This window comes from Roseococcus sp. SYP-B2431 (assembly GCF_004336745.1).
Taxonomy (GTDB): domain Bacteria; phylum Pseudomonadota; class Alphaproteobacteria; order Acetobacterales; family Acetobacteraceae; genus Roseococcus.
This window is the reverse complement of sequence record NZ_SJXD01000025.1, coordinates 339,897-364,445: the sequence shown is the minus strand read 5'-3', so window position 1 is coordinate 364,445 and position 24,549 is coordinate 339,897. Positions and strand designations below refer to the sequence as shown.

At 70.7% G+C, this 24,549-nt stretch carries 24 protein-coding genes; 16 read left to right on the top strand and 8 right to left on the bottom strand.

Annotation, left to right across the window (positions count from 1 at the left end):
• Nucleotides 1-10: 10 nt before the first annotated feature.
• Complete coding sequence (locus EJV46_RS13070; protein ID WP_131549082.1) at nt 11-514, bottom strand: ferritin-like domain-containing protein; 504 nt, start codon at nt 512-514, stop codon at nt 11-13.
• A gap of 298 nt (nt 515-812) precedes the next feature.
• Between EJV46_RS13070 and EJV46_RS13065 the strand changes: the two genes are divergently transcribed.
• Genes EJV46_RS13065 through EJV46_RS13055 form a run of 3 tightly spaced genes read left to right on the top strand, consistent with a single transcriptional unit; the run spans nt 813 to nt 3,405 of the window.
• The gene (locus tag EJV46_RS13065; protein ID WP_131549081.1) at nt 813-1,982 is read left to right on the top strand and encodes a zinc-dependent alcohol dehydrogenase; all 1,170 of its coding nucleotides are present in this window, start codon (nt 813-815) and stop codon (nt 1,980-1,982) included.
• 19 nt (nt 1,983-2,001) lie between these two features.
• The gene (locus tag EJV46_RS13060; RefSeq protein ID WP_131549080.1) at nt 2,002-2,787 is read left to right on the top strand and encodes an SDR family oxidoreductase; all 786 of its coding nucleotides are present in this window, start codon (nt 2,002-2,004) and stop codon (nt 2,785-2,787) included.
• A gap of 3 nt (nt 2,788-2,790) precedes the next feature.
• Nucleotides 2,791-3,405, top strand: coding sequence for a cysteine hydrolase family protein (locus EJV46_RS13055; RefSeq protein WP_240782540.1), 615 nt, complete (start codon nt 2,791-2,793; stop codon nt 3,403-3,405).
• A 64-nt stretch (nt 3,406-3,469) separates the two neighbouring features.
• Here EJV46_RS13055 and EJV46_RS13050 read toward each other — a convergent pair whose 3' ends face one another.
• The gene (locus tag EJV46_RS13050) at nt 3,470-6,754 is read right to left on the bottom strand and encodes a DEAD/DEAH box helicase (protein ID WP_131549079.1); all 3,285 of its coding nucleotides are present in this window, start codon (nt 6,752-6,754) and stop codon (nt 3,470-3,472) included.
• A 168-nt stretch (nt 6,755-6,922) separates the two neighbouring features.
• Here EJV46_RS13050 and EJV46_RS13045 point away from each other — a divergent pair, with 168 nt between their 5' ends.
• The 12 genes from EJV46_RS13045 (at nt 6,923) to EJV46_RS12990 (ending at nt 17,740) form a co-directional block, all read left to right on the top strand.
• Nucleotides 6,923-7,105 (top strand): hypothetical protein, encoded by a 183-nt coding sequence (locus tag EJV46_RS13045; protein ID WP_131549078.1) that lies wholly within the window; start codon nt 6,923-6,925, stop codon nt 7,103-7,105.
• Between the two features lie 198 nt (nt 7,106-7,303).
• Complete coding sequence (locus EJV46_RS13040; protein ID WP_131549077.1) at nt 7,304-8,389, top strand: glycosyltransferase; 1,086 nt, start codon at nt 7,304-7,306, stop codon at nt 8,387-8,389.
• Between the two features lie 2 nt (nt 8,390-8,391).
• On the top strand, nt 8,392-9,240 hold the full coding sequence (locus EJV46_RS13035; RefSeq protein ID WP_131549076.1) for a sugar phosphate nucleotidyltransferase: 849 nt from the start codon (nt 8,392-8,394) through the stop codon (nt 9,238-9,240).
• 2 nt (nt 9,241-9,242) lie between these two features.
• Nucleotides 9,243-10,055 carry a PIG-L deacetylase family protein gene (locus tag EJV46_RS13030; protein ID WP_131549075.1) on the top strand — a complete coding sequence of 271 codons (813 nt, stop codon included), beginning with the start codon at nt 9,243-9,245 and terminating at the stop codon, nt 10,053-10,055.
• Entirely contained in the window at nt 10,052-11,110 is a 1,059-nt protein-coding gene (locus EJV46_RS13025; RefSeq protein WP_131549074.1) for a glycosyltransferase, read from the top strand. The genes EJV46_RS13030 and EJV46_RS13025 overlap by 4 nt, the downstream gene beginning before the upstream one ends.
• Nucleotides 11,094-12,128, top strand: a complete 1,035-nt coding sequence (locus tag EJV46_RS13020; RefSeq protein ID WP_131549073.1) for a GNAT family N-acetyltransferase — start codon at nt 11,094-11,096, stop codon at nt 12,126-12,128. Before EJV46_RS13025 ends, EJV46_RS13020 begins: the two co-directional genes overlap by 17 nt.
• Nucleotides 12,125-13,264 carry a phosphopentomutase gene (locus EJV46_RS13015; protein ID WP_131549072.1) on the top strand — a complete coding sequence of 380 codons (1,140 nt, stop codon included), beginning with the start codon at nt 12,125-12,127 and terminating at the stop codon, nt 13,262-13,264. The genes EJV46_RS13020 and EJV46_RS13015 overlap by 4 nt, the downstream gene beginning before the upstream one ends.
• Nucleotides 13,261-14,133 carry a class I SAM-dependent methyltransferase gene (locus tag EJV46_RS13010; RefSeq protein WP_206020795.1) on the top strand — a complete coding sequence of 291 codons (873 nt, stop codon included), beginning with the start codon at nt 13,261-13,263 and terminating at the stop codon, nt 14,131-14,133. Before EJV46_RS13015 ends, EJV46_RS13010 begins: the two co-directional genes overlap by 4 nt.
• 99 nt (nt 14,134-14,232) lie before the next feature.
• A complete protein-coding gene (locus EJV46_RS13005; RefSeq protein WP_131549071.1) occupies nt 14,233-14,625 on the top strand; it encodes a hypothetical protein in 393 nt (130 codons plus the stop codon).
• A gap of 235 nt (nt 14,626-14,860) precedes the next feature.
• Nucleotides 14,861-15,844, top strand: coding sequence for a tripartite tricarboxylate transporter substrate binding protein (locus tag EJV46_RS13000; RefSeq protein ID WP_165585511.1), 984 nt, complete (start codon nt 14,861-14,863; stop codon nt 15,842-15,844).
• A 1-nt stretch (nt 15,845) separates the two neighbouring features.
• Nucleotides 15,846-16,811 (top strand): tripartite tricarboxylate transporter substrate binding protein, encoded by a 966-nt coding sequence (locus EJV46_RS12995; protein ID WP_131549069.1) that lies wholly within the window; start codon nt 15,846-15,848, stop codon nt 16,809-16,811.
• Nucleotides 16,808-17,740: an amidohydrolase gene (locus tag EJV46_RS12990; RefSeq protein WP_131549068.1), complete on the top strand. Its 933-nt coding sequence runs from the start codon at nt 16,808-16,810 to the stop codon at nt 17,738-17,740. The genes EJV46_RS12995 and EJV46_RS12990 overlap by 4 nt, the downstream gene beginning before the upstream one ends.
• A 16-nt stretch (nt 17,741-17,756) precedes the next feature.
• Here EJV46_RS12990 and EJV46_RS12985 read toward each other — a convergent pair whose 3' ends face one another.
• The 6 genes from EJV46_RS12985 to EJV46_RS12960 form a co-directional block, all read right to left on the bottom strand.
• Entirely contained in the window at nt 17,757-18,620 is an 864-nt protein-coding gene (locus EJV46_RS12985; protein ID WP_131549067.1) for an oxaloacetate decarboxylase, read from the bottom strand.
• Nucleotides 18,617-19,459, bottom strand: coding sequence for an alpha/beta fold hydrolase (locus EJV46_RS12980; RefSeq protein WP_131549066.1), 843 nt, complete (start codon nt 19,457-19,459; stop codon nt 18,617-18,619). Before EJV46_RS12980 ends, EJV46_RS12985 begins: the two co-directional genes overlap by 4 nt.
• A 17-nt stretch (nt 19,460-19,476) precedes the next feature.
• Complete coding sequence (locus EJV46_RS12975; protein ID WP_165585510.1) at nt 19,477-20,454, bottom strand: tripartite tricarboxylate transporter substrate binding protein; 978 nt, start codon at nt 20,452-20,454, stop codon at nt 19,477-19,479.
• 88 nt (nt 20,455-20,542) lie between these two features.
• A complete protein-coding gene (locus tag EJV46_RS12970; RefSeq protein WP_131549064.1) occupies nt 20,543-21,511 on the bottom strand; it encodes a tripartite tricarboxylate transporter substrate binding protein in 969 nt (322 codons plus the stop codon).
• Complete coding sequence (locus EJV46_RS12965) at nt 21,511-22,710, bottom strand: CaiB/BaiF CoA-transferase family protein (RefSeq protein ID WP_131549063.1); 1,200 nt, start codon at nt 22,708-22,710, stop codon at nt 21,511-21,513. The genes EJV46_RS12970 and EJV46_RS12965 overlap by 1 nt, the downstream gene beginning before the upstream one ends.
• A gap of 10 nt (nt 22,711-22,720) precedes the next feature.
• Nucleotides 22,721-23,659 carry an amidohydrolase gene (locus EJV46_RS12960; protein WP_131549062.1) on the bottom strand — a complete coding sequence of 313 codons (939 nt, stop codon included), beginning with the start codon at nt 23,657-23,659 and terminating at the stop codon, nt 22,721-22,723.
• Nucleotides 23,660-23,837: 178 nt separating this feature from the next.
• Here EJV46_RS12960 and EJV46_RS12955 point away from each other — a divergent pair, with 178 nt between their 5' ends.
• Nucleotides 23,838-24,506 (top strand): FCD domain-containing protein, encoded by a 669-nt coding sequence (locus tag EJV46_RS12955; RefSeq protein ID WP_165585509.1) that lies wholly within the window; start codon nt 23,838-23,840, stop codon nt 24,504-24,506.
• The last annotated feature ends 43 nt before the right edge of the window (nt 24,507-24,549 follow it).

Genomic DNA, 24,549 nt, shown 5'->3' with positions numbered 1-24,549 from the left:
CGCCCGGTGATCAGGCGGCCATGCGATTGACCCGGCTCTCGGCGATGCTGGTCAGCTTCGCATCCGCGGCCTTCTCTTCCTCGAGATTCTGCGCCAGCACCCCGGCGCAATCGGCGCGTCCAAGCTGCTTCGCATAGGCGACGAGCGTGCCGTAGCGGGTGATCTCGTAATGCTCCACCGCCTGCGCCGCGGCGAGCATCGCGGCGTCGCAGACCTCGGCGTCGTCGCAATCGCCCATGATGTCCTCGGCCTCGGTGAGGATGCCGTCGATGGCCGGGCAGTCCTTGCCCTTCACCGGCTGGCCGTGCATCCCGAAGACCTGCTCGACGCGGGCGACATGGCCCTCGGTCTCCAGCAGATGCGCACGCAGCGCCTCGCGCAGCGCCGGGTCGGAGGCCTTGCCGATCATCGTCGGCAGGTTCTTCACGATCTGGTTTTCCACGTAATAGATGTCCTGGAGGGTATGGACGAAGAGGTCGTCCAGGGTCCGGATCGGATTGGAGAAGAGGCCCATCTCTCGTGTCCTTCATCGGGGGTCGCCGATGCCGTCGCGCGGGCGATCACCGGTTCCGCACCAACACGCGCGACGGGACAGAGTTTCGGGCGACAAGAACCGGCCCCGGTATTCTGATACTGGGCACAATTACAGTCGTTCTTCTTATAACATTTATCAAATAGGAAGATGGCCAAATCATCGAAACCGGCGCCTGCCGTTCATGTTCTATGTCTGCCGCCCGTGAGCGAGCGGCGTGACCGCTGATCCGCGACGGAGGCGACCATCGGCCGCCCCTCGACCATCACAAGGGACGCGCATGAAAGCACTCACCTGGCACGGCAAGAGCGACATCCGCTGCGACACCGTCCCCGATCCGAAGATCGAGCATCCGCGCGACGCCATCATCAAGGTGACGGCCTGCGCCATCTGCGGCTCGGACCTGCACATCTTCGACGGCGTCATGCCGGGCATGAAGAGCGGCGACATCATGGGCCACGAGACCATGGGCGAGGTCGTGGAGGTGGGTTCCGAGAACAAGGCGCTGAAGGTCGGCGACCGCGTGGTCGTGCCCTTCACCATCTCCTGCGGGGAGTGCTTCTTCTGCAAGCGCGGCTTCTTCTCGGGCTGCGAGCGCTCCAACCCCAATGCCGAGACGGCGGCGAAGCTCTGGGGCCACTCGCCGGCCGGCCTGTTCGGCTACACGCATCTGCTGGGCGGCTTTCCCGGCGGCCAGGCGGAATACCTCCGCGTGCCCTATGCCGATGTCGGGCCGATCAAGGTGCCCAGCCACCTGACCGACGAACAGGTTCTCTTCCTCTCCGACATCTTCCCGACCGGCTACATGGGCGCCGAGTTCTGCAACATCCAGCCCGGCGACACGATCGCCATCTGGGGCTGCGGGCCGGTGGGCCAGATGGCGATCCGCAGCGCCTTCCTGCTGGGCGCCGGCCGCGTCATCGCGATCGACACCGTGCCGGAGAGGCTGGCCATGGCGCGCGCGGCCGGCGCCGAGACGCTCGATTTTCTGGACGAGGACATCTACGAGAAGATCCAGGAGATGACGAAGGGCCGCGGCGCCGATGCCTGCATCGACGCGGTCGGCACCGAGCCGGCCACGCGCTCCGGCATGGATGCCATGTGGGACCGCGTGAAGGTCGCGACCTTCATGGGCACCGACCGGCCGCATGTCCTCCGCCAGGCCATCCATTGCTGCCGCAACTTCGGCACGGTCTCGCTGATCGGCGTCTATGGCGGCTTCCTCGACAAGATCCCGATGGGCTCCGCGATCAATCGGGGCCTCACCTTCCGCATGGCCCAGACGCCGGTGCAGCGCTACCTGCCCATGCTGCTGGAGCGCATCGAGAAGGGCGAGATAGACCCCTCCTTCGTCATCACCCACCGCGCGTCGCTCGAGGAAGGGCCGGAACTCTACAAGACCTTCCGCGACAAGAAGGACGGCTGCGTGAAGGTCGTTCTCAAGCCTTGAGCCTTCAGGAGTGCACGACATGAGCGACACGCGCGAACTGGCCGTCGTCACCGGCGCCTCCAGCGGCATCGGCCACGAGCTGGCGATCTGCTGCGCGAAATACGGCTACGACCTCGTGGTCGCGGCGGACGAGCCGATGATCCACGAAGCCGCCGAGCGCTTCGGCAGCTTCGGCGCGCAGGTGACCGCCGTGGAGGCCGACCTCTCGACTCTGGAAGGCGTGGACAAGCTCTACGCCGCCATCGCGGGACGTCCGGTCGGCGCGCTGCTCGCCAATGCGGGGCGCGGCCTGGGCCACGGCTTCCTCGACCAGGACTTCACCGATGTGCGGAAGGTGGTGGACACCAACATCACCGGAACGCTCTACCTGATCCAGAAGGTGGGGCGCGACATGGTGATGGCGCGAAGCGGTCGCATCCTCATCACGGGCTCCATCGCCGGCTACATGCCGGGCACCTTCCAGGCCGTCTACAACGGCAGCAAGGCCTTCATCGACAGCTTCTCCTTCGCGCTGCGCAACGAGCTGAACGAGACCGGCGTCACCGTGACCTGCCTTATGCCGGGTCCGACCGAGACGGAATTCTTCCAGCGCGCCGGCCTGATCGACACCAAGGTGGGCCAGGCGGAGAAGGACAGTCCGACGGACGTCGCCGAGACCGGTTTCCAGGCCATGCTGCGCGGCGACGGCGATATCGTCAGCGGCTGGAAGAACAAGCTCCAGACGGCGCTGGCCTCCATCACGCCCTCGGCCGTGCTGGCGGAGCAGCATCGTAAGATGGCCGAGCCGGGCTCCGGCAGGGAGTAGCACGTGGCCTCCTCGGACGAGGCGTTGCTCCATGGGGAACTCGGCGCCTCCTGCCGGCATCTCTGCGTCGACATGCAGCGGCTCTTCGCCGAGGAAACGGACTGGAAGACACCCTGGATGGAGCGCGTCCTGCCGCGCGCCCGGTCGCTCGTGGCGCATCAACCTGGGCGCACGATCTTCACCCGCTTCGTGCCGGCCCGGCATCCCGACGAGGGGCAAGGAACCTGGAAGCGGTACTACCGGCGCTGGTCTTCCATGACGATCGAGGCGCTCGGCGCGGAAATGGTCGAACTCGTCCCCGAGCTCGCGGCCTTCGTTCCCCCCGCCACCGTCTTGGACAAGCGCGGCTACTCGGCCTGGCACGAGACCGACCTGCACGAGCGGCTGAGGCACCAGGCCGTCGACACGCTCGTCGTCTCCGGCGGCGAGACCGATGTCTGTGTGTTGAGCACCGTCCTCGGGGCCGTGGATCGCGGCTACAGGGTGGTGATCGCGACCGACGCCTTGTGCAGCTCTTCTGACGAGACGCATGACGCCTCCCTCAAGGTCTATGCCTGCCGCTACCGCGAGCAGGTGGAGACGGCCACCGTGGACACGATCATCCGGAACTGGCGCTGATCTCCCGCGGAGAGTCTGGTCGTCGAGGCGAGCCGGCCCGGGAGCCGGCCGCCCCTGACCTTCGCTAGGACGGAAGGGACGCGCGCCTGCGGAGCTTTCGCGGCGACCCGGCGAGGCCCTGCAGGAGCTCGACCGCGGCCGCGATCCTGTCGGCCTCGCTTCCGCTCGGCCGGGGGAGAACGACGCGACCGCCACGCAGCTCCAGCGGCGGGGACACAGTCGGCGGATCCGACCTGAACGTCGCCGCTGCGGCGGCGGGCCCGACATCCATCCGGACGATGCCGAGCCGGCGGCACTCCATCCGCAGGCGCGCCAGGGTCAGCAGGTTGCCCAGGGGCCCGGCGGGCGGGCCGAAGCGGTCCCGCATCTCCTCCTCGAAATCCTCCAGCGCCGGCAGGTCGCCGCGGCGGATCATGCCCGCCAGCCGCGCATGCAGCTCGATGCGCAGCCCGTCCCCCTCCACGACCTCCTCCGGGATGCCAGCGGAGACCTCGATGGCCAGGGACGGCGTCCAGTCCTCCGTCACAGCTTCGCCCCGCGCGGCCCGGAAGGCGCGGTCGAGCAGGTGCTGGTAGAGGTCCAGGCCGATCAGCTTCATATGTCCGGCCTGACTCTCGCCCAGCAGGTCGCCCGCGCCGCGGAGGTCCATGTCGCGCGCGCTGATGGCGAAGCCGGCGCCCACCCGGTCGAAAGCCTCCAGCGTCTTGAGCCGCTTGAGCGTGAGCGGGGTGGGCGGCTGGGCGGGGTCGGTCAGGAGGAAGATGCTGCCGCGCACCCGGCCGCGCCCCACCCGCCCGCGCAGCTGGTGCAGCTGCCCCAGCCCGAAGCGGTCCGCGCGCCAGACCAGCATCGTGTTCGCGCGCGGGACATCCAGTCCGGTCTCGACGATATTGGTGGAGAGCAGCACGTCGCCCTTCCCTTCCGCGAAGCGCACCAGCGCGTCGTCGACCTCAGCCGGCGGAAGCTCGCCATGCGCCTCGATCACCTTCAGGCGGGGCAGCAGGTCGCGGATACGCTCGCGCATCGCCGGCAGGTCCTCGATGCGGGAGCAGACCACGAAGCTCTGCCCGCCGCGCCGCTTCTCCCGCTCCAGCGCCTGGCGCAGCAGCACATCGTCCAGCGGCACATGCGCCGTGCGGATCGGCTGGCGCCGGCCGGGCGGGGTGGCGATCACGCTGACATCCTCGAGCCCCAGCAGCGCCGCCTGCAGCGTGCGCGGGATGGGCGTCGCCGTCATCGAGAGAACATGGCCGCGCGCGGCGAGCTGCCGCAGCGACGCCTTTTGCCGCGCGCCGAAGCGCTGCTCCTCGTCGATGACGACGAGGCCGAGCTCCCGGAAGCGGATCGCCCGGCCCAGCAGCGCCTGCGTGCCGATGGCGATCCGCACACCGCCATCGGCCAGGCCGGCCTTCACCGCCTTCGCCTCGGCGGCCGAGGACAGCCGCGAGAGCTGCTCGATGCGGATCGGCCCGTCCTTCGTCTCCAGGCCCGCGAAGCGCCGCCGGAAGGTGTTGAGGTGCTGCCGGACGAGCACCGTCGTGGGCGCCAGCACCGCCACCTGCCAGCCGGCGAAGACCGCCGCGGCCACGGCGTGCAGCGCCACCTCCGTCTTGCCGAAGCCCACGTCGCCGCAGACGAGGCGGTCCATCGGGCGGCCCGAGGCCAGGTCGGACAGGACGGCCTCGATGGCCTCGGACTGATCCTCCGTCAGGCTGTGCGGGAAGCGGGCCGCGAAGCTCTCATAGGCCCGCCCTCGTGGCCGGATCGCCGGCGCCTGGAGCTCCGCCCGCCCTTCCGCGAGCCTGGCCAGGGCCGAAGCGGTCTCGCGGATCTGCGCCTCCACCTCTGTCCGGCGCTTCTCCCAGCCATCGCCGCCCAGCCGGTCGAGCGTCACGCCCTCCGCCTCGGCGCCGTAGCGCCAGAGCCGGTCCGTCTCGTCGAGCGGGACGAGCTGCGCCTTGCCGCCGGCATATTCCAGCTTGAGGCAATCCATCCGGGCCTCGCCCACCTCCACCGTCTCCAGCCCGCGCAGTGCGCCGAGGCCGTGGTCGAGGTGGATGATGGCGTCGCCCGGCTGCAGCGTGCCCTCGCCCAGCGCCAGGAGCTCCCGGCGCCGGGCGGCGTCGCGCCGGCCGCCCGCCTGGCGCACCTCGCCGGGCGCGATGACGGCGGCGCCGCCGGCCGCGAAGCTCGCTCCCACCAGCCCGTCCAGCACGCCGAAGGAGCCGGGCGGTGCGGCGCGCAGCGCCGACCAGGATTCGAAGGCGAGCGGCTCCAGCTCGAGCCTCCGCCGGACGAGCCGCTGGAGCGCGAGTGTCGTCCGATGGCCGCTGCCGGACAGGGCCACGGAACGCCCCGCCGAGAGTTCGGCCTCGAGGAAGTCGAGGAAGGCTTCCTCGGGATCGCGCAGGGAAAGGAAGCGGGGAACCGCGGGCTCCTCGGCCTGGGACGGCTGAACGGTCGTGAGGTGCCGCTTCGCCAGCGCCTCCCGCCACGCCTTGCCGATCAGGTACAAGGCGTCGGGCTCCGAGGGGAGCAAGGCCGGCTGATCCTCCGGCAGGGCGGGCGCGCGCAGCCGGAAGGCATCGCGCACCTCCTCCGCCCGCTGGTCGGCCAGGGCCTGAACCTCGGCATCGGCGACGATCGCGGCCTCGGGCAGGAGGTCGAACACGGTCGAGAGCCGGGGGTAGAAGGCGGCCAGGGCGTGCTCGATCCCCTGTTCATGCGCGGCCTCGGCGTCCGGCGCCAGCACGAGCTCCGAAGCGGGGCCGAGCGTCACGGCCTGCACCTCCTCCGTGCTCCGCTGCGTGAGGGGATCATACAGGCGGATCGCCAGGACCCGCCCTTCCGCGTGCTCGATCCGGCAGGGGAGCCCGGTGCCGCCGGCCGGATAGGCATCCAGCACCGAGCCGCGTAGCGCGGCCTCGCCCGGCTCGTCCACCCGGTCCTCGAGCGCATAGCCGAGGCGCCGGAGCTCCTCCTCCAACGCCTCGGGATCGATCTCTTCGCCCAAGCGCATCGTGAGCTCGCGATGGGCGCATTCGGGCGGGAGGCGCTGCGTCGCCGCGTTGACCCCCGCGACGAGCAGAACCGGGGACCCGTCCCGGCGCGCGCAGGCGCCCATCGCCGCCATGCGCTGACCCATGGCCTGGCGCGACGGCGAGGTCGTGTCATAGGGCAGGCAGTCCCAGCCTGGCAGGAGATGGACGGCGAGTCCCGGCGCCAGGGCCTGCGCGGCCCGCGCCAACCGCGCGGCGCGCGTCTCGCTGCGCGCCAGGAAAATGATGCCGCCGCCTTGGGCGGATTGCTCCACGAGAGCGGCCGCCAGGCCGCCTTCGGACTCTTCCATGAATTCCGACACCGTCCACCTTACGCCGCGCAGGACATTGCAACGCCGGACGGGGCGGCTGGGCAGCACGGATCAGGCGATGAGTCGTCCGATCGCGATATCCCCAAGGGCCGTGCGAACCATCGGGCCGCGGCCGGGTTGAACAGCCGGAACCTGGAGGAGCTCGTCATGACAGCACCGAAGCCCGACCCGACCGAGGCTACGAAGGCCGGCCTGCGCCGCACCGAGGAGAACGGCAACACGCCGGACCAGATCACGTCCCACGGCGACCGGGCGAAGGCCGAGCCCGAGGTCCAGGCCCATCGCAAGGGCGAGGCCGGCCGCCCCCTGAAGGAACTGCCCACGCGATAGCGCCGCTCCCGCAATGACGGAAGCAGGGCGAGGCGCCGGCACGAGGCCGCGCGGGCAATGCGCGAGGAACCGACAGGCTCCTCCAGCGTTCAGGAACAGCACGTCACGGTTTCCTCCCGCCATGTTCCTCGACCACGATCCCGGCCTGACCTCCGCCGCCGTTGCTCCGGGGACATCGACGCCCTGCAGAGGCGGCCCATGAAGCTCGTCATCTTCGGCCTGACCGTGACCTCCTCCTGGGGCAATGGCCATGCGACGCTCTGGCGCAGCCTCATCCGCGCGCTGACGCGGCGAGGCCATCGCGTCACCTTCTTCGAACGCGACGTCTCCTGGTATGCCGATGCGCGCGACCTGGGCGAGATGCCGGGGCTGGACACGGTCCTTTACCCGGATTGGGACGGCATCCGCTCGCGCGCGGCGCGCGAGGTGGCGGAGGCGGATGTGGCCATGGTCACCTCCTATTGCCCGGACGGTCCCGCGGCCTCGGAGATCGTGCTCGCCGGCCGGGCCGCGCGGGTCTTCTACGATCTCGACACGCCGGTGACGCTGGCAGCGCTGGCCGCGGGCGAGCGGCCGGCCTACCTCCCTCTGCAGGGGCTCGGCGGCTTCGATCTCGTGCTCAGCTTCACGGGCGGCACGGCGCTCGACCGGCTGAGGGCGGAGCTCGGCGCCCGCCGCGTCCTGCCGCTCTATGGCAGCGCCGATCCGGAGACCCACCGGCCGGTGCCGCCCGTCAGCGAGTATCGTGCCGACCTCTCCTATCTCGGCACTTATGCCGCGGACCGCCAGCCGGCCCTGCAGGCGCTGTTCCTCGATCCCGCGCGGCAAAGGCCGCAGCACCGCTTCGTGATCGGCGGGGCGCAGTACCCGGCCGACTTCCCCTGGACGGAGAACATCCACTTCGTCCGGCACATGCCGCCGCAGCTGCACCCGGCCTTTTTCTCATCCTCGCGCCTCACGCTGAACGTGACCCGGCGCGCGATGGCCGAGGCCGGCTGGTGCCCCTCCGGCCGCCTCTTCGAGGCGGCGGCCTGCGGCGCGGCCCTACTGAGCGACAGCTGGCCCGGCCTCTCGGACTTCTACACGCCCGGCCAGGAGATCCTGATCGCCCGCGATACCGCCGATGCGATGGCGGCGATCGATTGCGGGGAGGCGGAGCTGCGGCGGATCGCGGCCCGTGCCCGCCAGCGCACGCTGGACGAACACAGCGGCGACCGCCGCGCCCAGGAGCTGGAGGCGGCGCTCGAGACGATCGCGGCAGCTCCCCTTCCTACGGAGGCCTGACCATGTGGGGCATCATTCCGGCGGCCGGGATCGGCAGCCGCATCCAGCCGCTGGCCTTCTCCAAGGAGCTGCTGCCGGTCGGCAGCCGGCTGGAGAACGGCGTCGAGCGGCCGCGCGCGGTCAGCGAGCATCTGATCGAGCGCATGATCGAGGCTGGGGTCGACAAGCTCTGCTTCGTCATCGCGCCCGGCAAGAGCGACATCGTGAACTACTACGGCGCCCGGATCGGACCGGCCCGCATCACCTATGTGGTCCAGGCGGAGCCGGCGGGGCTCTGCGACGCGATCTTCTGCGCCCTGCCCTGCATCGAACCGGGCGAGCAGGTCGTCATCGGATTGCCGGACACGATCTGGTTCCCCACCAACGGCCTGGCCTTGCTGCCGACGGACGAGCTCGCCTTCCTGCTCTTCCCCGTCGAGCATCCGGAATTCTTCGACGCCGTGGTCACCGATGCCGAGGGCCTGGTGCGGGAGATCCAGGTCAAGCAGGCCGGCGCGGCGTCGCACTGGGTCTGGGGCGCGTTCCGCATGCCCGGCCATGTCCTGCATCAGCTTCACGCGCTGTGGCAGGAGCCCGGCCGCGGCGACGAATATGTCGGCACGCTGGTCAATGCCTGGCTGGCGCGCGGCGGCCGCGCGCGCGGGGTCTGCGCCGGCGAGACCTATGTGGATGTCGGCACCATGCATGGCTGGCGGGAGGCGGTCGCCCTGCTGGGCGAGAAGCCCGCCGAGGCGCCGGTGCTGGTGCCGTTCCGCGCCTTGCAGCAGACCGCGCTGGCGCAGGCGGCGGCGCTCCGCCCGGACCAGCCCCAGCGGGCCGCCGGCGGCGCGCCTCGCCTGGGCACCGATTGAGCATGCCGGCGGCGGGCCCGCTGCTCGCGCTGCTCGCCGACGGGGAGACCCCGGTCGGCCCCGCCGTGCTGGTCGTCGCCGCGCATCCGGACGACGAGGTGATCGGCATCGGCGCGCAACTGCCGCGGTTCCACGACATCACCCTGCTGCATGTGACCGATGGCGCGCCGCGCGACGGCGGCGACGCCGCGATGCACGGATTCGCCGATACGGCCTCCTACGCCGCCGCGCGCCGGGAGGAGCTGGAGGCGGCTCTCGCCCTGGCCGGGATCCCGGCCGAACGCGCGCTGAACTGCGGCATCCCGGACCAGCAGGCGGCGCTGTGGCTCGCCGATCTCACGCGCGAGGTGGCGGCGCGGATCACCGCCCTGCGCCCGGCGGCGATCGTCACCCATGCCTATGAGGGCGGCCACCCCGATCACGATGCCACCGCCTTCGCCGTGCATGCGGCGCTGCGCCTGATGGACGGCCCGACGCCGGTGCTGCTGGAGATGGCCGGCTATCACGCGGGGCCACAGGGAATGAGGACTGGCTGCTTCCTGCCCGCGGGGGAGGACGGGGCGGTCCGCCTGGCCGTGCCGCCGGCGGCGCTGGTCTGCAAGCGGCGGATGATGGCCTGCTTTGTCACGCAGCAGCGGGTGCTCGCCGAATTCCCCATCGATGGCGAAATGCTTCGGCCGGCGCCGCGCTACGACTTCGCCCAGCCCCCGCATCCCGGCCGGCTGCATTACGAGAACCACCCCTGGGGCATGACGGGCGAGGCGTTCCGCGAGAGGGTGGCGGAGGCCTCGCAGCCGCTGGGGATCGGCCGATGAGCCCCACGGTGCTGCAGGTCGCCTATCCCTTCGCCCCGGTCGGCCCGGACGCGGTCGGCGGCGCCGAGCAGGTGCTGTGGCAGCTCGACCGCGCGTTGGCGGCGGCGGGCGGCCGCTCGATCGTTCTCGCGGCCGCGGGCTCCACCGCCGCGGGCGAGCTGGTGCCGATGCCGGTGCTGCAGGGCGCGATCACCGCGGCGGAGCGCGCCGCCGTGCATGCGGCCTATCGCGCGGCCATCACCCGGCTGCTCCGCGGTCGCGATGTGGATCTGGTGCACATGCACGGCATCGATTTCCACCATTACCTGCCGCCCGCTGGGCCGCCGGTGCTGGTGACGCTGCACCTGCCGCCGGGCTGGTACCCGCCCGCCGCCCTCCAGCCGAGGCGGCCGGACACCTGGCTGCATCCGGTGTCGCAGGCCCAATACCGGACGTGCCCGCCCTCACCCGCCCTGCTGCCGCCCATTCCCAATGGGGTCCCCGTCGAGGAATTGCACACGCCGGTCTCCCGCCGCGGCTTCGCGCTCTGCCTCGGGCGCATCTGCGCCGAGAAGAACCAGCATGCGGCGCTGGAGGCGGGCAGCCTCGCCGGGGTGCCGGTGCTGCTGGGCGGGCAGGTCTTCCCCTATGCCGCGCATGAGCGGTACTGGCGCGAGGCCGTGGCGCCCCTGCTCGCCGCCGGGCCGCACCGGTTCCTCGGCCCCGTCGGCCTCGCGCGCAAGCGCCGGCTGCTCAGCGCCGCGCGCTGCCTGATCTCGGCGAGCCTGGCGCCCGAGACGAGCTCGCTCGTCGCCATGGAGGCGCTGGCCTGCGGCACGCCCGTGGTCGCTTTCCCCTCCGGCGCCCTGCCGGAGATCGTCGAGCATGGCGTCACCGGCTTCCTGGTCCAGGACACGCGCGAAATGGCGGAGGCGATCCGGAAGGTGCATCGGATCGATCCGGAGGACTGCCGCGCCGCCGCGCGCAGCCGCTTCTCGGCGTCCCGCACCGAGGCGGCCTACCTCGCCCTCTACCAGCAGCTGGCCGGGGGGCGCGCGCATGCTGTCCCGGCCTGACATGACGCTGGTGTCGCGGACCGCAGGGCTGGAGGCGCTGCGGCCGGAATGGGAGGCGCTCTGGCAGGAGGCACCGAAGGCAACGCCCTTCCAGTCGCCGGCCTGGCTGATCCCCTGGTGGCGGCACATCGGCGAGGGCGAGCTGCTGACCCTGGCGCTGCGGGAGGAGGGCCTGCTGGTGGGCCTGCTGCCGCTCTACGTCCATGCGGCGGGAGACGGCGTCCGCCGCCTCTTCCCGCTCGGCATCGGCACCACCGACTACCTGGATGCGATCATCCGCCCCGGGCACGAGGCCGACGTCATGGCGGAGGCCTTCCGGCAGCTCGCCGCCCTGGCCGATCGCTTCGATGTGGCGGAATGGCCGCAGCTCCGGCCGGGCTCGCCGCTGATGGAGCCGGCGCCGGCCGGCTGGACCTCGCGCGTCGCACCGGACACTCCCTGCCCGGCCACGCCGCTGCCCTCGAGCCTGGACGCGCTGGTGAGCGTGGTCTCGCGCAAGACGCTGCGCGACCTCCGCACCGTCCGGAAGCGCGCGGCTGAAGCCGGGGAGCCGCATTGGCGGACGGCGGATGCGGAGACGATCGGCCCCATCTTCGACGCGCTGCTGCGTCTGCACGCCGCCCGCTGGGAAACCCGGCAGGAGCCCGGGGTGCTGGACAGCCCCGCCGTCCAGGCGGCGCACCGGGCGGCGTTGCCGGAACTGCTGCGCGCCGGCCTGCTGCGCCTGCAGGCGCTGCATCTGAACGGCGAGGTCGTCGCGGTGCTCTATGCCCTGCTGGACCCGCCCCAGCGGCGGGCGCGCCGCGTCTATCTCTATATCAGCGGCTTCGATCCGGCACTCGACCGCCTCAGCCCTGGCATGCTGCTGGTCGGGCATGCCCTGGAGCAGGCGGTGAGCGAGGGATTCGCCACGCTCGATTTCCTGCGCGGCCAGGAGCCCTACAAGTACTTCTGGGGCGCGGCGGATGCGCCGAGTTTCCGGCGGATCCTGCATCCGCCCACGGGACAGCGGCCATGACACGCTGCCTCCTAATCGTGCTCGACAGCCTCGGCGTCGGCGCGGCGCCGGATGCGGCCGACTATGGGGATGAAGGCGCGGACACGCTCGGCCATATCATCGCGCGAACCGGGCTTAGACTGCCCGCGCTTCATTCGCTCGGACTGGGCCGAATCCTTGGCGAGGAGGGCGGCGAGGAGGGCGGCGCGGCGCCGCTCGCCAGCTATGGACGCATGCGGGAACGCTCCCCCGGCAAGGACAGCACGACCGGCCATTGGGAGATCGCCGGTGCCGTCCTGGAGGAGCCCTTTGCCGTGTTCGAGCATTTTCCCGCCGGGCTCATGGAGGCGATCGAGGAGGAGACCGGCCTGCGCTTCCTCGGCAATCATCCCGCCAGCGGCACGGCCATCATCGAGGGGCTCGGCGAGGAGCATATGCGGACCGGGCGGCCGATCCTCTACACCTCGGCCGATTCCGTCCTGCAGATCGCCGCGCATGAGGAGGTGATCGGAGTCGAGCGGCTTTATGCCGTCTGCGCGGCCGCCCGCCGCCATGCGGACGCCTGGCGCATCGGCCGTGTCATCGCCCGGCCTTTCACCGGCAGGCCCGGCAGCTTCACCCGCACGGAGCGGCGGCACGACTTCTCCATGCGGCCGCCGCGCACGGTCCTGGATGCGATCAGCGAGGCCGGCATCGCGGTGAGAGCCGTCGGCAAGATCGCCGATCTCTTCGCCGGGCAAGGCATCACCGAGACCCATCCGACCGGCAGCAACGCCCAGGGCATGCAGGCCACCGAGGAGCTGTGGCGGCGGAACGAGGCCGGCCTCGTCTTCACCAACCTGGTGGATTTCGACACGCTCTACGGCCATCGCCGGGACGTGGCCGGCTATGCAGTGGCGCTGGCGGAATTCGACGCCTGGCTCGCCGGGCTGCTGCCGCGATGCCGCCCCGAGGACCTGGTCATCATCACCGCCGACCATGGCAACGACCCGACCTATCGCGGCACCGATCACACGCGGGAGGAGGTTCCGCTGCTGGTGCTGCACGGCGGCCGCGCCGGGCCGCTGGGCACGCGGGATGGCTTCGCGGATATCGCCGCCTCCCTCGCGGTCGCCTTCGGCCTTCCTCCCTGGCCCCGCGGCCGGCCGTTCCTGTGAGGGCCGAATGGCCGGATGCAGCGCGGCAGGCGGCGGAGGAATTCGCCGCGGGCGCGATCTCGGCGCCTGTCGCCCTGATGCGCCTCGCCTTGGCCGGCCTATCGGAGGAGGCGATCACCGCGGCCCTGGAGGAGGATGAGCGGCTGGCGCCGCTGCTGGCGCTGGCCCGGCGGCAGGGTTCCGGCCTGCGGCGCCTCGAAGCCATGGTGCGAAGCGGCGCAGGGCACGGCCCCGGAGGTTCTCCGGACGACGCCGTCGCGGCGAGCCGCGCGATGTTCGACCGCCTCGTCCGGATCAGCCCGGAGGCGAGCGTCGCGGCCTATTCGCTCGGCGATCCGGCACTGCTCGAAGCCGCGAGCGCCGAAGTCACCGCCTGGCTGCACGGCCTGGAGCTGCTGGAGGGCCGGCCGCGCATCCTGGATCTCGGCTGCGGCATCGGCCGCATGGCCCAGGCCCTCGCGCCCCATGCCGGCGGCATCCTCGGCCTCGACGTGTCGGTTGGAATGATCGAGGTCGCGCGCGCGCGTTGCGCGGGCACCCCTGGCGTCGAATTCGCGCTGACATCCGGACATGGGCTGGAAGAGCTGCCGTCGGCCGGCTTCGACCTGTTGCTGGCCGTCGATGTCTTTCCCTATCTCGTCCAGGCCGGCGGCGCAGTGGCGGAACGGCATGTCGCGGATGCCGCGCGGCTGCTGGGGCCGGGCGGCAGCCTGGTGATCCTCAACTACAGCTATCGCGGCATCGGGCAGGATCGGGCCGATTTGCGCGGCATGGCCGGGCGGCACGGATTCGCGCTGCTGCGGAGCGGCACGCGCGAGCTTGCCCTCTGGGATGCCCATGCCTTCTGGCTGCGCCGCGGTTCCCCATGAAGCGGACGCCGGCGAAGACCGGCATCTCCCGGCCGGCTGGACAGCCGATGGCGGGTCTGCCACCTGCGCCAGCGTAAGAAATGACGGAGTCACGGGGCGATGAAGTTCAACCACATGGCTCAGCGGGTGAATCTGCGCCATTTCGAGACCGTCGTGCGAATGATGCAGACGCAGCTCGGCTTCCTGGAGCTTCGCCGGACCGAGCGTTCCATCTTCCTCAGGCAGCCGGGGGCCAATATCGACCTGCAGCTGAGCCGCAGTGATTCGGCTCACCGGGACGCCGACAAGCGGCGGTCGCAGATCGCGTTCCTCAGCGACACGCCGAAGGCCGACCTCGAGGCTCTCGCCGCCTGGGCCAGGACCCAGGGGCTCGAGGCCGTGGTGACGAGCTCCTCCGACCGGGAGTTTCACCTGGACCTTCCGGATGCCTTCGTCGATTTCGTGATCGAGGCGATGTTGCCCGAGCTGGCCGAGTACGGGGTCGACGCCTAGCCGGCGGCGGGGCGGAGTACGCGCGACGCTCGGGCCCGGCGAATCCGGCCCTTTGGCCAGCGGGATTGCTGACCATTCCCTCCAACAGCCCTGGATCCGGTCGATCCACGCTCGCCCTTCCGGCCGAACTCGGCCGGGCAGAGTGTTGACAATCCGGGTCTCAACGGAGATGCATTATAATGACAAATCGGCAGCCGGACCCATGCAGGCGCGGCGCTGCGGGAGGAACACAAGGATGACCCGTCACCATATTGACAGGCGCGCCGCCATCGCCGCTGGGGCCAGCGGCCTGTTCGCCGCTGCCGAGGCCGGCGCCCAGGGCCAGGACTTCCCGAACCGGCCCGTGCGGATGATCGTCCCCTCGCCCGCAGGCGGCCCGACCGACGCCGTGGGCCGCCTCGTCGCCGCGCCGATGTCGGAGGGCTGGGGCCATCCGATGGTGATCGACAACCGTGTCGGCGCCAGCGGCGCGGTGGGTTCGCAGGCCGTCGCCCGCGCTGCCCCCGATGGCCACACGCTGCTCGTGAACGCGTCCATGCATGCGATCATTCCGAGCGTCATGCCGAACCTGCCCTACAACATCGCGACGGACTTCACGCCCGTTGCGCTGCTCGCCACGGGCCCCTACGTGCTGGTGGCGCATCCCTCGCTCGGCGTCTCCACGCTGGCCGAGCTCATCGCGCTCGCCAAGGCGCGGCCTGGGCGCATCAACTACGCCTCGCCCGGCAACGGCACCGGCAACCATTTCGCGACCGAGCTGCTGAAGACGCGCGCGGGCATCGACCTCGTGCACGTGCCCTATCCCGGCGCAGCCCCGGCCACGACCGACGTGGTGGGCGGGCAGGTGCCGCTCATGCTGAACAACATGATCTCCGCGGTGCCGCATATCCAGGCTGGCCGGCTGAAGGCGCTCGGGGTCACCAGCCTGCAGCGCTCTCCTGCGCTCCCGGACGTGCCGACCTTCGCCGAGACGCTGCCCGGCTACGAGGCGATCACCTGGTACGCCATGTTCGGACCCGCCGGCCTGCCCGATGCACTGGCCAACGAACTCAACCGCCGGGCCAATGCCGCGGGCCGGTCCGAGGCGGTGAAGGCGCGCCTGGCCGCGCTCGGCGTCGAGCCCGCCGCCATGACGCCGCAGGAGCTCGGCCGCTTCGTCGAGAGCGAAGCGCGCAAATGGGCGGAAGTCGCCCGCATTTCCGGCGCAAGGAACGATTGAGATGACAACACGACGCAGCCTCCTCGCCTCCGCCCCCCTGCTGGCCGCGGCCCCCGCCGCCGCGCAGCCCGCCTGGCCTACCCGGCCGGTCCGGCTCGTGGTGCCATTCGCCCCCGGCGGCCCTTCCGACGTCTGCGCGCGCATCCTCGCCGACCGGCTGAACACCGGCTGGGGCCAGCCCGTCGTGATCGAGAACCGGCCGGGCGCCGGCGGCAATATCGGCGCCGACGCCGTGGCCAAGGCGGCGCCGGACGGGCACACGCTGCTGGTTCCGGCCTCGAGCATCATCGCCGCGCCCTTCCTGGTGCCGACGCTGCCCTTCGACCCGATGCGCGACCTCGCGCCGGTGGCCGAGGTGGTGGACTATCCGATGGTGGTGCTGGCGCACCCCTCGGTGCAGGCGTCCAACATGCAGGAGCTGGTGGCGCTCGCGCGGCGGAGCCCCGGCGAGGTGACCTACAGCTCGGCCGGCGTGGGCAATACCAGCCATCTCGCCCCGGCGCTCTTCGCGAGCATGGCGGGCGTGGAGATGACGCATGTGCCCTATGCCGGGGCAGCGCCCTCGCAGGCGGCGATCCTTGGCGGGCAGGTGAGCATCAGCTTCAACAACCCGCTGCAATCGGTGAACTCAATCCGCGCGGGACAGCTCAAGGCGCTGGGCGTCACGGGCAAGACGCGCTGGCGCGACCTGCCGGACGTGCCGACCATCGCCGAGCAGGGCTTCCCCGACTACGAGGCCATCTCCTGGATCGGCCTGCTCGCGCCGGCCGCGACGCCGGAAGGGGTGCTGGCCAAGATCGAGCGGGACGTGCTCGCTCTGCTGCGCGACGAGGCCGTGGCCAACCGCCTGCGCACCGCCGGCTTCGAGGTGCAGCCCCGCGGCCGCGCCGCCTATCGCGCGGTGATGGAGGCCGACACGACCCTCTGGGGCGGCTTCATCCAGCGCGCCGGGATCCGCACGGAATGAGCGAGGCCGTCACCCCGCAGTTCCTGCGCGAGCTGCCGATCATCGATCCGCACCAGCATTTCTGGGATCTCAAGGCCAACGGGCCGCAATATCCCCACTGGTCCACCAAGGCGTCGCCCTTTCGCTACGGCAGCACGGCGCCCCTCCTGGGCAAGGACTACCTGCCGGCCGACTACCGGCGCGACACGGCGGCGCACAATGTCGTGGCCACCGTGCATGTGCAGGCGGGATGGGCAGACGACCCGATCGGCGAGGCGCGCTGGCTCGCCGTGCTGCGCGCGCGCGAGGGGCTGCCGACCGTGGCGCTCGGCCAGGCCATCCTGCATCGCGAGGACGTGGCGGAGACCATCGCGCGCCTTGCGGAGTTCGACTTCCTGCGCGGCATCCGCACCAAGCCGACGCAGGACGAGAGCACGCCCGACGAGACACGTGGCCGCCCGGGCTCGATGGACGACCCCGCCTGGCGGCGCGGCTTCGCGGAGCTGGGCAGGAAGGGCTTCGTCTGCGAGGTGCAGGTGCCCTGGTGGGACCTGCCGGCCTTGGCCGAGGCCGCGCGCGACCACCCGGGCATCGCCTTCGTGCTGAACCACACGGGCCTGCCGGCGGATCGCTCGCCGGAGGGGCTCGCGGCCTGGCGGAAGGCGCTGGCGCTGCTGGCGCCCTATCCCGACGTGCGGCTGAAGATCTCCGGCCTCGGCCTGGCCGGCTATGCCTGGCCGGGAGACGAGAACGGGCGGATCGCGCGCGAGGCCATTGCCATCCTGGGCTGGGAGCGCTGCCTCTTCGCCAGCAACTTCCCGGTGGACAGCATGGTCGCGAGCTTCGACACCATCTATTCCGGCTTCAAGCGCGCCGTCGCGCATCTGCCGCCGGAGCAGATCCGCGCCTTGTTCCACGACAACGCCAAGGCGCTTTACCGGATCGCCTGACCGTGATGGAGCGCGGTCAGTGGCCGCGCTCCACCGTCCGGCGCTCCACCTCCAGCAGCGTCTCGAGGCCGATGCTCTGCTTCACCGCCTTGTCCTCGGCCTGGATGGAGCCGCCGACCAGCGGGTCGGCCTCGCCGGCGAGGATCGCCGCGTAGGAATCGCGCAGCGCCCGGTGCATCGCGAGCATGGGCGTCGTGGCATCGACCACCAGCCGGATGCCCAGCGCCTCCATGTCCGACATGGCGAGGCCCGAGGCCGCCATGCCGCCCGCCGGCGGCATGAACATCAGCGGCATGCGGAAGCGCTCGGCGATGGCGCGCAGCTCCTCCGGCTTGCGGGCCAGGACGAACAGCACGTCCGCCCCCGCCTCGGCGTAGAGCTCCGCCCGCCGCAGCGCGTCGTCGAGGTCGTGCATGCGGATGGCATTGGTGCGCGCGATGACGAGGAAGTCGCGGCTGCGGCGCACGGCCACCGCCTCCTTCACCTTGGCCGCCATCTCCTCGGCGGGGATGATGTGCTCGATGCCGATATGGTGGTGCGCCCGCTTGGGCAGGATCTGGTCCTCGATCTCGATGGCCTGGAACCCGGCCGCCTCCGAGAGCGCGATGGTGCGGTGCAGGTGCATGGGGTCGCCCCAGCCGCAGGCGCCGTCCAGGATCAGCGGCAGTCGGCACGCCGCGCCGATCTCGACGCCGGCATGAGCCATCTCCGTCAGTGACAGGTTGGCCTCCGTGAAGACGCCCTGGTAGCCGGACGCCCCGCCGCCGAGATAGATCGCGCGCGCGCCGGCACGCTCGGCCATGCGGGCCATCATCGGATTGAGCACGAGGGGCGCGAAGACCGGCGGCCCCTGCTCGATCATCTGGCGCAGCGTGCTCATGCGTCGAGGCTCCAGCGGCCGCGTTCCACGGTGGAGAAGAAGCTCTGGACCTCGCGGTTGAAGGCGGCCGGCTCCTCGAGATTGATGGCGTGGCCCGTGCGCGGCTGCATCCAGAGGCCGCAATTCGGGAGCGTGCGCTTGAGGAAGCAGTTGGGCTCGATGCAGGGCCAGTCCTCGTCGCCGAGGGCGAGCAGCGTCGGCACCGTCATCGTCCTCAGCTCGGCCTCCCAGGCGTAGACCGGGTCGCGCGCGCCCTGGTAGTAGCGCTGGGTCAGGGCCGAGCCCTCGGGCGAATGTTCGCGCAGGTGCTCGACGAAGTCGTTCCAGCCGCGCGGGTCCTTCTTCTTGAGCTGGACGCGCGTGGGGCTGTGGCCCGATTCCAGCGCCATCTCGTGCCAGCCCTCGGTGCGGATTTTCTCGGCCCGCTCGGCCGAGGCGGCGCGCCAGGCGTCGAGCTCGTCGAGGTTCGAGCCCGTGCCCACGCCCGCGACCACCAGGGCGGTCGCCATCCGCGGATAGCGGATGCCGAAGAGGAGCGTCGCAAAGGCGCCCATGGAGAGGCCCACGACATGCGCTCGCGGGATGTCGAGATGGCGCATCACCGCGGCAATGTCGTTCACCGAATGGTCCTGGCCGTAGAGCTTCGGATCGCTCGGCACCTCCGAGGGCGTGTAGCCGCGCGCGTCGAAGGTGACGCAGCGGTACTCGCGGGAGAAGAAGCGCACCTGCTGCTCCCATTCGCGGTGGTCGGAGCCGTATTCATGGACAAAGACGATGGGATGGCCCTTGCCCGTCTCCTCGTAATGGAGGCGGGCGCCTTCGGCCTGGGCATAGGGCATTTCTGGGGTTCCCTCGGTCAGTTCAGGGTGATGTTGGCGGCGCGGATCACTTCGGCATAGCGGGCGCTCTCCTCCGCGAGCATCCTCGCGAACTCCTCGGCCGTACTGCCTACGACCAATATGCCCATGTCGCGCAGGCGACGGCCGGCCTCCGGCTGGCGCACCGCCGCGCGGAACGCCTCGCTGACCTTTTCTCGGATAGGCGCCGGGACTCCGGCCGCGCAGGCCACGCCGAAATCAGCGCTCGCCGGCACCTCGCCATAGCCGAGCTCCGTGAGGGTCGGCACCTCCGGCAGCCCTGCCACGCGCTGGGTGTAGCCGACGGCGAGGGCGCGCAGCCGTCCATCCTGGATATAGGGCCTCGCCATCGACAGGGTCGGGAACATGGCCTGCAACCGCTCCGCCAGCACGTCCGTGATCGCGGGAGCGTCGCCGCGATAGGGCACATGCACGAGGTCGATGCCCGCGCGCAGCTTCAGCATCTCCATGGCCATGTGCAGCGTGGTGCCGATGCCGCTGGTCCCATAAGACCATTGGCCCGGCTTCTTCTTGGCCTCGGCGATGAACTCCGCCAGGTTCCGCACCGGCAGCGAGGCCGGCACGACCATCACGAAGGGCGCCACGGTCAGGCGCGAGAGCGGGGCGAACTCCTCCATGCGGAAGGGCAGATCCCGGTTGAGCAGCATGGTCACCGGCCAGCTCGCGCCGGTGATCATGAGCGTATAGCCGTCGGGCGCAGCGCGCGCGACTTCGGTCAGGCCGACGATCCCCGTTCCCCCGGTGCGGTTCTCCACCACGACCTGCTGGCCCAGCAGCTCGCCCACCACCGGCCCGAGCAGCCGCGCGACCGCGTCCATGGGACCACCGGCCGCGAAGGGCACGATCAGGCGGATCGGCCGTGCGGTGGGCCAGGCCGGCTGGGCGTGCAGGGCGCGCGGCGTCGCGAGGGCCGCCGCAGCCAGCAGGGCCTGCCGGCGCGGGATACGGATGTTCATTCTCTTCCTCCCGGCGGCGTCCCGCCGCCTCCAGCATTCTTCAGGTGAGGCGGAATCGCCCATGACGGTTGGGCCGGCTGAAGCCGCCCTAATTCAGGCTGGTGATTCCCGTCCTGCGGATGACGTCGGCATAGAGCCGAATGTCGCGCTCGATCAGCGCCGCGAATTCCGGGCCGGTGCTGCCGACGGGAATCAGCCCGAGCTGCTCCAGCCGGCCGCGCAGCTGCGGGTCGGCCAGCGTGCGGCGCGCGGAATCGCCCAGGCGCTGCTGGATGGCGGCCGGCGTGGCGGCGGGAACCAGCAGGCCGAAGGCGGATTCGCTGACGATGCCGGGCATGCCCTGCTCGGCGAGCGTCGGCAGGTCGGGCAGCCAGCGCAGCCGTTCGCCGTAGACCGCGCCGAGCGCCTTCAACCGGCCCTCGCGCAGGAAAGGCAGGGCGTCCGGCAGGGTGCTGAACATGCAGGTCACGCGGCCGGCGAGCAGGTCCGCGATCGCCGCCGCGCCGCCGCGATAGGGCACATGCGTGAGATCCAGCCCAGCCTGCAGGTTCAGCAACTCGCCCGCGAAGTGGTTGGAGGTCGTGACGCCGAAGGAGGCGAAGCTCAGCCGCCCCGGATTGGCCTTGGCATAGGCGACGAAGCCCGCCATGTCGGAGACCGGCAGCGCCGCCGGCACGACGACGACATGCGGGATCACCGCGAGCCGCGAGAGCGGCGCGAAATCCGACATGCGGTAGGGTGGGTCGCGCTGCACCAGCGTGATGACGGGCAGGTTCACGCCCGACATCAGCGCCGTGTGGCCGTCGGGCGCGGCACGCGCCACCTCGGCGCTGCCGATGACGCCGCCGGCGCCGGTGCGGTTGTCCACCACGGCGGACTGGCCGAGATCTTCCGACATCAGCGGCGCCATCAGGCGCGCCAGGGCATCCAGCGGCCCGCCGGCCCCGAAGGGCACAACGAGGCGGATCGGGCGTTCGGGCCAGGCGGCGAAAGCGGGGCCCGCGGTCGTGGCGGCCGCGGCCCCGCCCAGCAGCGCGCGGCGAGAGATCACCGACATCAGATCACATGCCTTTCACGCAGCGAGGCGATTCGCGCCTCGTCGTAGCCGAGTTCCCGGAGGATGGCGTCGTTGTCCTCGCCCTTGTCGCGCGCGGCGGTGCGGATCTCGCTCGGCGTGCGGGAGAGACGCACCGCCTGGCCCACGATGCGGATGTCGCCCACCTTGGGGTGCTTCACCGGCCTGGCGATGCCCAGATGCTGGACCTGCTCGTCGGCAAAGACCTCGTCGATGCCGTTGATGGGGCCGGAGGGCACGCCCGCCTCGTTCAGCAGCCTGATCCACTCGGCGGTGGTCCTGGTCTTCAGCACCTCCCCGATCTCGGCATTGAGCTTCACCCGGTTGGCGGAGCGCAGCGGGCCCGTCGCATAGTCCGGATTGTCCAGGATGTGCTGCGCCCCGGCCGTCTGGCAGAAGCGGGTGAAGATGGCCTTGCCCGTGGCGGCCAGGTTCATCAGCCCGTCCTTCGTCTCGAAGACGCCGGTGGGGATGCCGGTCGGGTGGTCGTTGCCGGCCTGCTTCGGCACCTCCTGCGAGACCAGCCAGCGCGCGGCCTGGAAGTCCAGCATGGCGATCTGCGCCTCCAGCAGCGAGGACTGCACCCATTGCCCCTTGCCGCTCTCCTCGCGCTCCAGCAGCGCGATCAGGATGCCCATGGCGCAGAAGATGCCGGCGGTCAGGTCGGCGACAGGGATGCCCACGCGCACCGGCCCCTGGCCGGGCAGGCCGGTGATGGACATGAGCCCGCCCATGCCCTGGGCGATCTGGTCGAAGCCCGGGCGCTTCGCATAGGGCCCGTCCTGCCCGAAGCCGGAGATGGAGCCGTAGACCAGCCGCGGATTGATGGCGGAGAGCGCCTCGTAGTCGATGCCCAGACGCTTCTTCACGTCGGGGCGGAAGTTCTCCACGACGACATCCGCCTCGGCGACGAGCTTCTTCAGGATCTCGATGCCCTCGGGCGACTTCAGGTCGAGCGTCAGGCTGCGCTTGTTGCGGTGGAGGTTCTGGAAGTCCGGGCCATGGCGCGCGCCGCCGAAGCCGCCATCGGCGCCCTCCACCCCCTCGGGCGCCTCGATGGCGATAACGTCCGCGCCCCAGTCAGCGAGCTGGCGCACGCAGGTGGGGCCCGAGCGCACGCGGGTGAGGTCGATCACCTTGAAGCGGGCCAGCGGACCCTTGCGCGTGGGGGCTTCGGTCATGCGGATATCCTCAGAGCTGGATGCGGTAGAAGCGGATGGCGTTGCGGAAGAAGAACTTCTCCAGCTCTTCCCGCGAGCGGTCGGCCAGCGCCGTCCGCATGACCTCGACGATGCCGCCGAAATCCGTGCTCAAGCTCGCCACCGGCAGGTTGCTCGCGAAGATGATGCGGTCCGGCCCGAAGATGGCCGCGGCCTCCTTCACCACGCGGATGTTGCTGGGGATGTCCCACTTGCCGTGCGGCAGGCCGAGCTCGGAGATCTTGATCACCGTGTTCGGACAGTCCGCGAGCTTCTCCAGCCCGCGGCGCCAGATCTTCAGGCCGTCCTCGGAGCGGTCCAGCGGCAGCCCCGTGTGGTTCACCACCATCGGGATGCCGGGGAAGCTGCGCGCCACCTCGGCGCCCTCCTCCAGGTGCCAGTAGGGGATCCGCATGTCCCAGGACATGCCGTGCTTCTCCAGCAGCGCGAAGTTGCGGCGCCAATGGTCGTCCTGCATCGTGCCGGGCTGTCCGGCGATGGACTGGCCTGGCCCCTTCGAGGTGTTGGGGCGCGAGCGGATGCCGCGCATCAGCGGAAACCTCGCATGCCCCTCCAGCACCTCGGCGCAGTCGGGCTGGATGAAGATGACATGGCCCACGATGGCATTGGGCAGGCCATGCTCCGCATGCACCTTCTCCAGCCACTCGGTTTCCTGCACCTGCTCGGATTCCGCGCGGGCCGCCTGGATATGGACGGTGCCGATGACGTCGAAGCCCCGGTAGTCCTCGGCCAGGTCGTGCGGGAGGTAGTCCTTGCAGATCTTGCGGTAGTCGCCGAGGAAGAAGTTCGGGTCGTACTTCTCCTGCTTGGTCGGATAGCGGCCGGCGCTCAGATCCCAGAGGTGATGATGCGCATCGACAATCGGCATGTCGAAGCGGCTGCGATCCTCGATCGAGGCGAGGATGCTCATCGACCGGATCCCGCAAGGATCCTGCCAGCGCCTGGGTCATCCATCATCTGTTTCCTCCGTTCCCGCGACAGTGGCAGGCTCTCGCGGAATTGCCAACACTTCCCAGGGTGGCGGGAGGCAGTTTTCTCGAATATAGAGGTGTTCCCGGGAGCGAGCGGATGCAATGCAGCGACGATTGTTGGCAGCTGGGCCTCATTCAGGCGCCGCCAGCCTTGCCACCTCCGTCGAGGCGGAGCTGGAGGCGCTGATCGCGCGCGGCGAACTGGGCCCTGGCCAGCACATCAACGAATTGGCCCTGGCGCGTCGCCTCGGCGTCAGCCGAGGGCCGGTGCGCGAGGCCGCGCGGGCGCTGGAGCGCATGGGCCTCGTCACCGTCATCCTGAACCGGGGGGCCTTCGTACGGGAGCTGGAGATCGACGAGGCGCTGGCGATCTACGACCTGACCGCGCTGCTCATCGGCTATGCGGCCGGGCGGCTCGCCACCTCGATCACGGCGGCGCAGGCCCTGGAGCTGCAGACCTTCGTCACCGAGATGGAAGCGGCTGCGCAGGACGGCCGGCACGACGCCTTTTTCGACCTCAACGTGCGCTTCCACAAGCGACAGTTCACCTTCGCCGGCAATGCTCCGGTCGAGGAGGTCTATCTCGCCCACACCCGCAAGCTGCTGCTGCTGCGCCGGCGTTCCTTCGACGAGTCGTCGAACATGCAGCAATCCAATGCGGAGCATCGCGACGTCATGGACGCGATCCTGTCGGGCGATCCGGAAACCGCGCGGCAGGTCGCCGAGCGCCATGCGCGGTCAGGTCGCGCACGCTTCCTGCGCGCCATCGCCTATCGCCAGACATGAGGCTCGCGGAAGGGCGCCCCTGGGCTCCGGCGATCTTGCCGCA

Bases quoted from the DNA above. Each gene is read 5' to 3' on its own strand.
- EJV46_RS13070 (WP_131549082.1), bottom strand. From the start codon at position 514: ATGGGCCTCTTCTCCAATCCGATCCGGACCCTGGACGACCTCTTCGTC.
- EJV46_RS13065 (WP_131549081.1), top strand. From the start codon at position 813: ATGAAAGCACTCACCTGGCACGGCAAGAGCGACATCCGCTGCGACACC.
- EJV46_RS13060 (WP_131549080.1), top strand. From the start codon at position 2,002: ATGAGCGACACGCGCGAACTGGCCGTCGTCACCGGCGCCTCCAGCGGC.
- EJV46_RS13050 (WP_131549079.1), bottom strand. From the start codon at position 6,754: ATGGAAGAGTCCGAAGGCGGCCTGGCGGCCGCTCTCGTGGAGCAATCC.
- EJV46_RS13045 (WP_131549078.1), top strand. From the start codon at position 6,923: ATGACAGCACCGAAGCCCGACCCGACCGAGGCTACGAAGGCCGGCCTG.
- EJV46_RS13040 (WP_131549077.1), top strand. From the start codon at position 7,304: ATGAAGCTCGTCATCTTCGGCCTGACCGTGACCTCCTCCTGGGGCAAT.
- EJV46_RS13035 (WP_131549076.1), top strand. From the start codon at position 8,392: ATGTGGGGCATCATTCCGGCGGCCGGGATCGGCAGCCGCATCCAGCCG.
- EJV46_RS13030 (WP_131549075.1), top strand. From the start codon at position 9,243: ATGCCGGCGGCGGGCCCGCTGCTCGCGCTGCTCGCCGACGGGGAGACC.
- EJV46_RS13025 (WP_131549074.1), top strand. From the start codon at position 10,052: ATGAGCCCCACGGTGCTGCAGGTCGCCTATCCCTTCGCCCCGGTCGGC.
- EJV46_RS13020 (WP_131549073.1), top strand. From the start codon at position 11,094: ATGCTGTCCCGGCCTGACATGACGCTGGTGTCGCGGACCGCAGGGCTG.
- EJV46_RS13015 (WP_131549072.1), top strand. From the start codon at position 12,125: ATGACACGCTGCCTCCTAATCGTGCTCGACAGCCTCGGCGTCGGCGCG.
- EJV46_RS13005 (WP_131549071.1), top strand. From the start codon at position 14,233: ATGAAGTTCAACCACATGGCTCAGCGGGTGAATCTGCGCCATTTCGAG.
- EJV46_RS13000 (WP_165585511.1), top strand. From the start codon at position 14,861: ATGACCCGTCACCATATTGACAGGCGCGCCGCCATCGCCGCTGGGGCC.
- EJV46_RS12995 (WP_131549069.1), top strand. From the start codon at position 15,846: ATGACAACACGACGCAGCCTCCTCGCCTCCGCCCCCCTGCTGGCCGCG.
- EJV46_RS12990 (WP_131549068.1), top strand. From the start codon at position 16,808: ATGAGCGAGGCCGTCACCCCGCAGTTCCTGCGCGAGCTGCCGATCATC.
- EJV46_RS12985 (WP_131549067.1), bottom strand. From the start codon at position 18,620: ATGAGCACGCTGCGCCAGATGATCGAGCAGGGGCCGCCGGTCTTCGCG.
- EJV46_RS12980 (WP_131549066.1), bottom strand. From the start codon at position 19,459: ATGCCCTATGCCCAGGCCGAAGGCGCCCGCCTCCATTACGAGGAGACG.
- EJV46_RS12975 (WP_165585510.1), bottom strand. From the start codon at position 20,454: ATGAACATCCGTATCCCGCGCCGGCAGGCCCTGCTGGCTGCGGCGGCC.
- EJV46_RS12970 (WP_131549064.1), bottom strand. From the start codon at position 21,511: ATGTCGGTGATCTCTCGCCGCGCGCTGCTGGGCGGGGCCGCGGCCGCC.
- EJV46_RS12965 (WP_131549063.1), bottom strand. From the start codon at position 22,710: ATGACCGAAGCCCCCACGCGCAAGGGTCCGCTGGCCCGCTTCAAGGTG.
- EJV46_RS12960 (WP_131549062.1), bottom strand. From the start codon at position 23,659: ATGAGCATCCTCGCCTCGATCGAGGATCGCAGCCGCTTCGACATGCCG.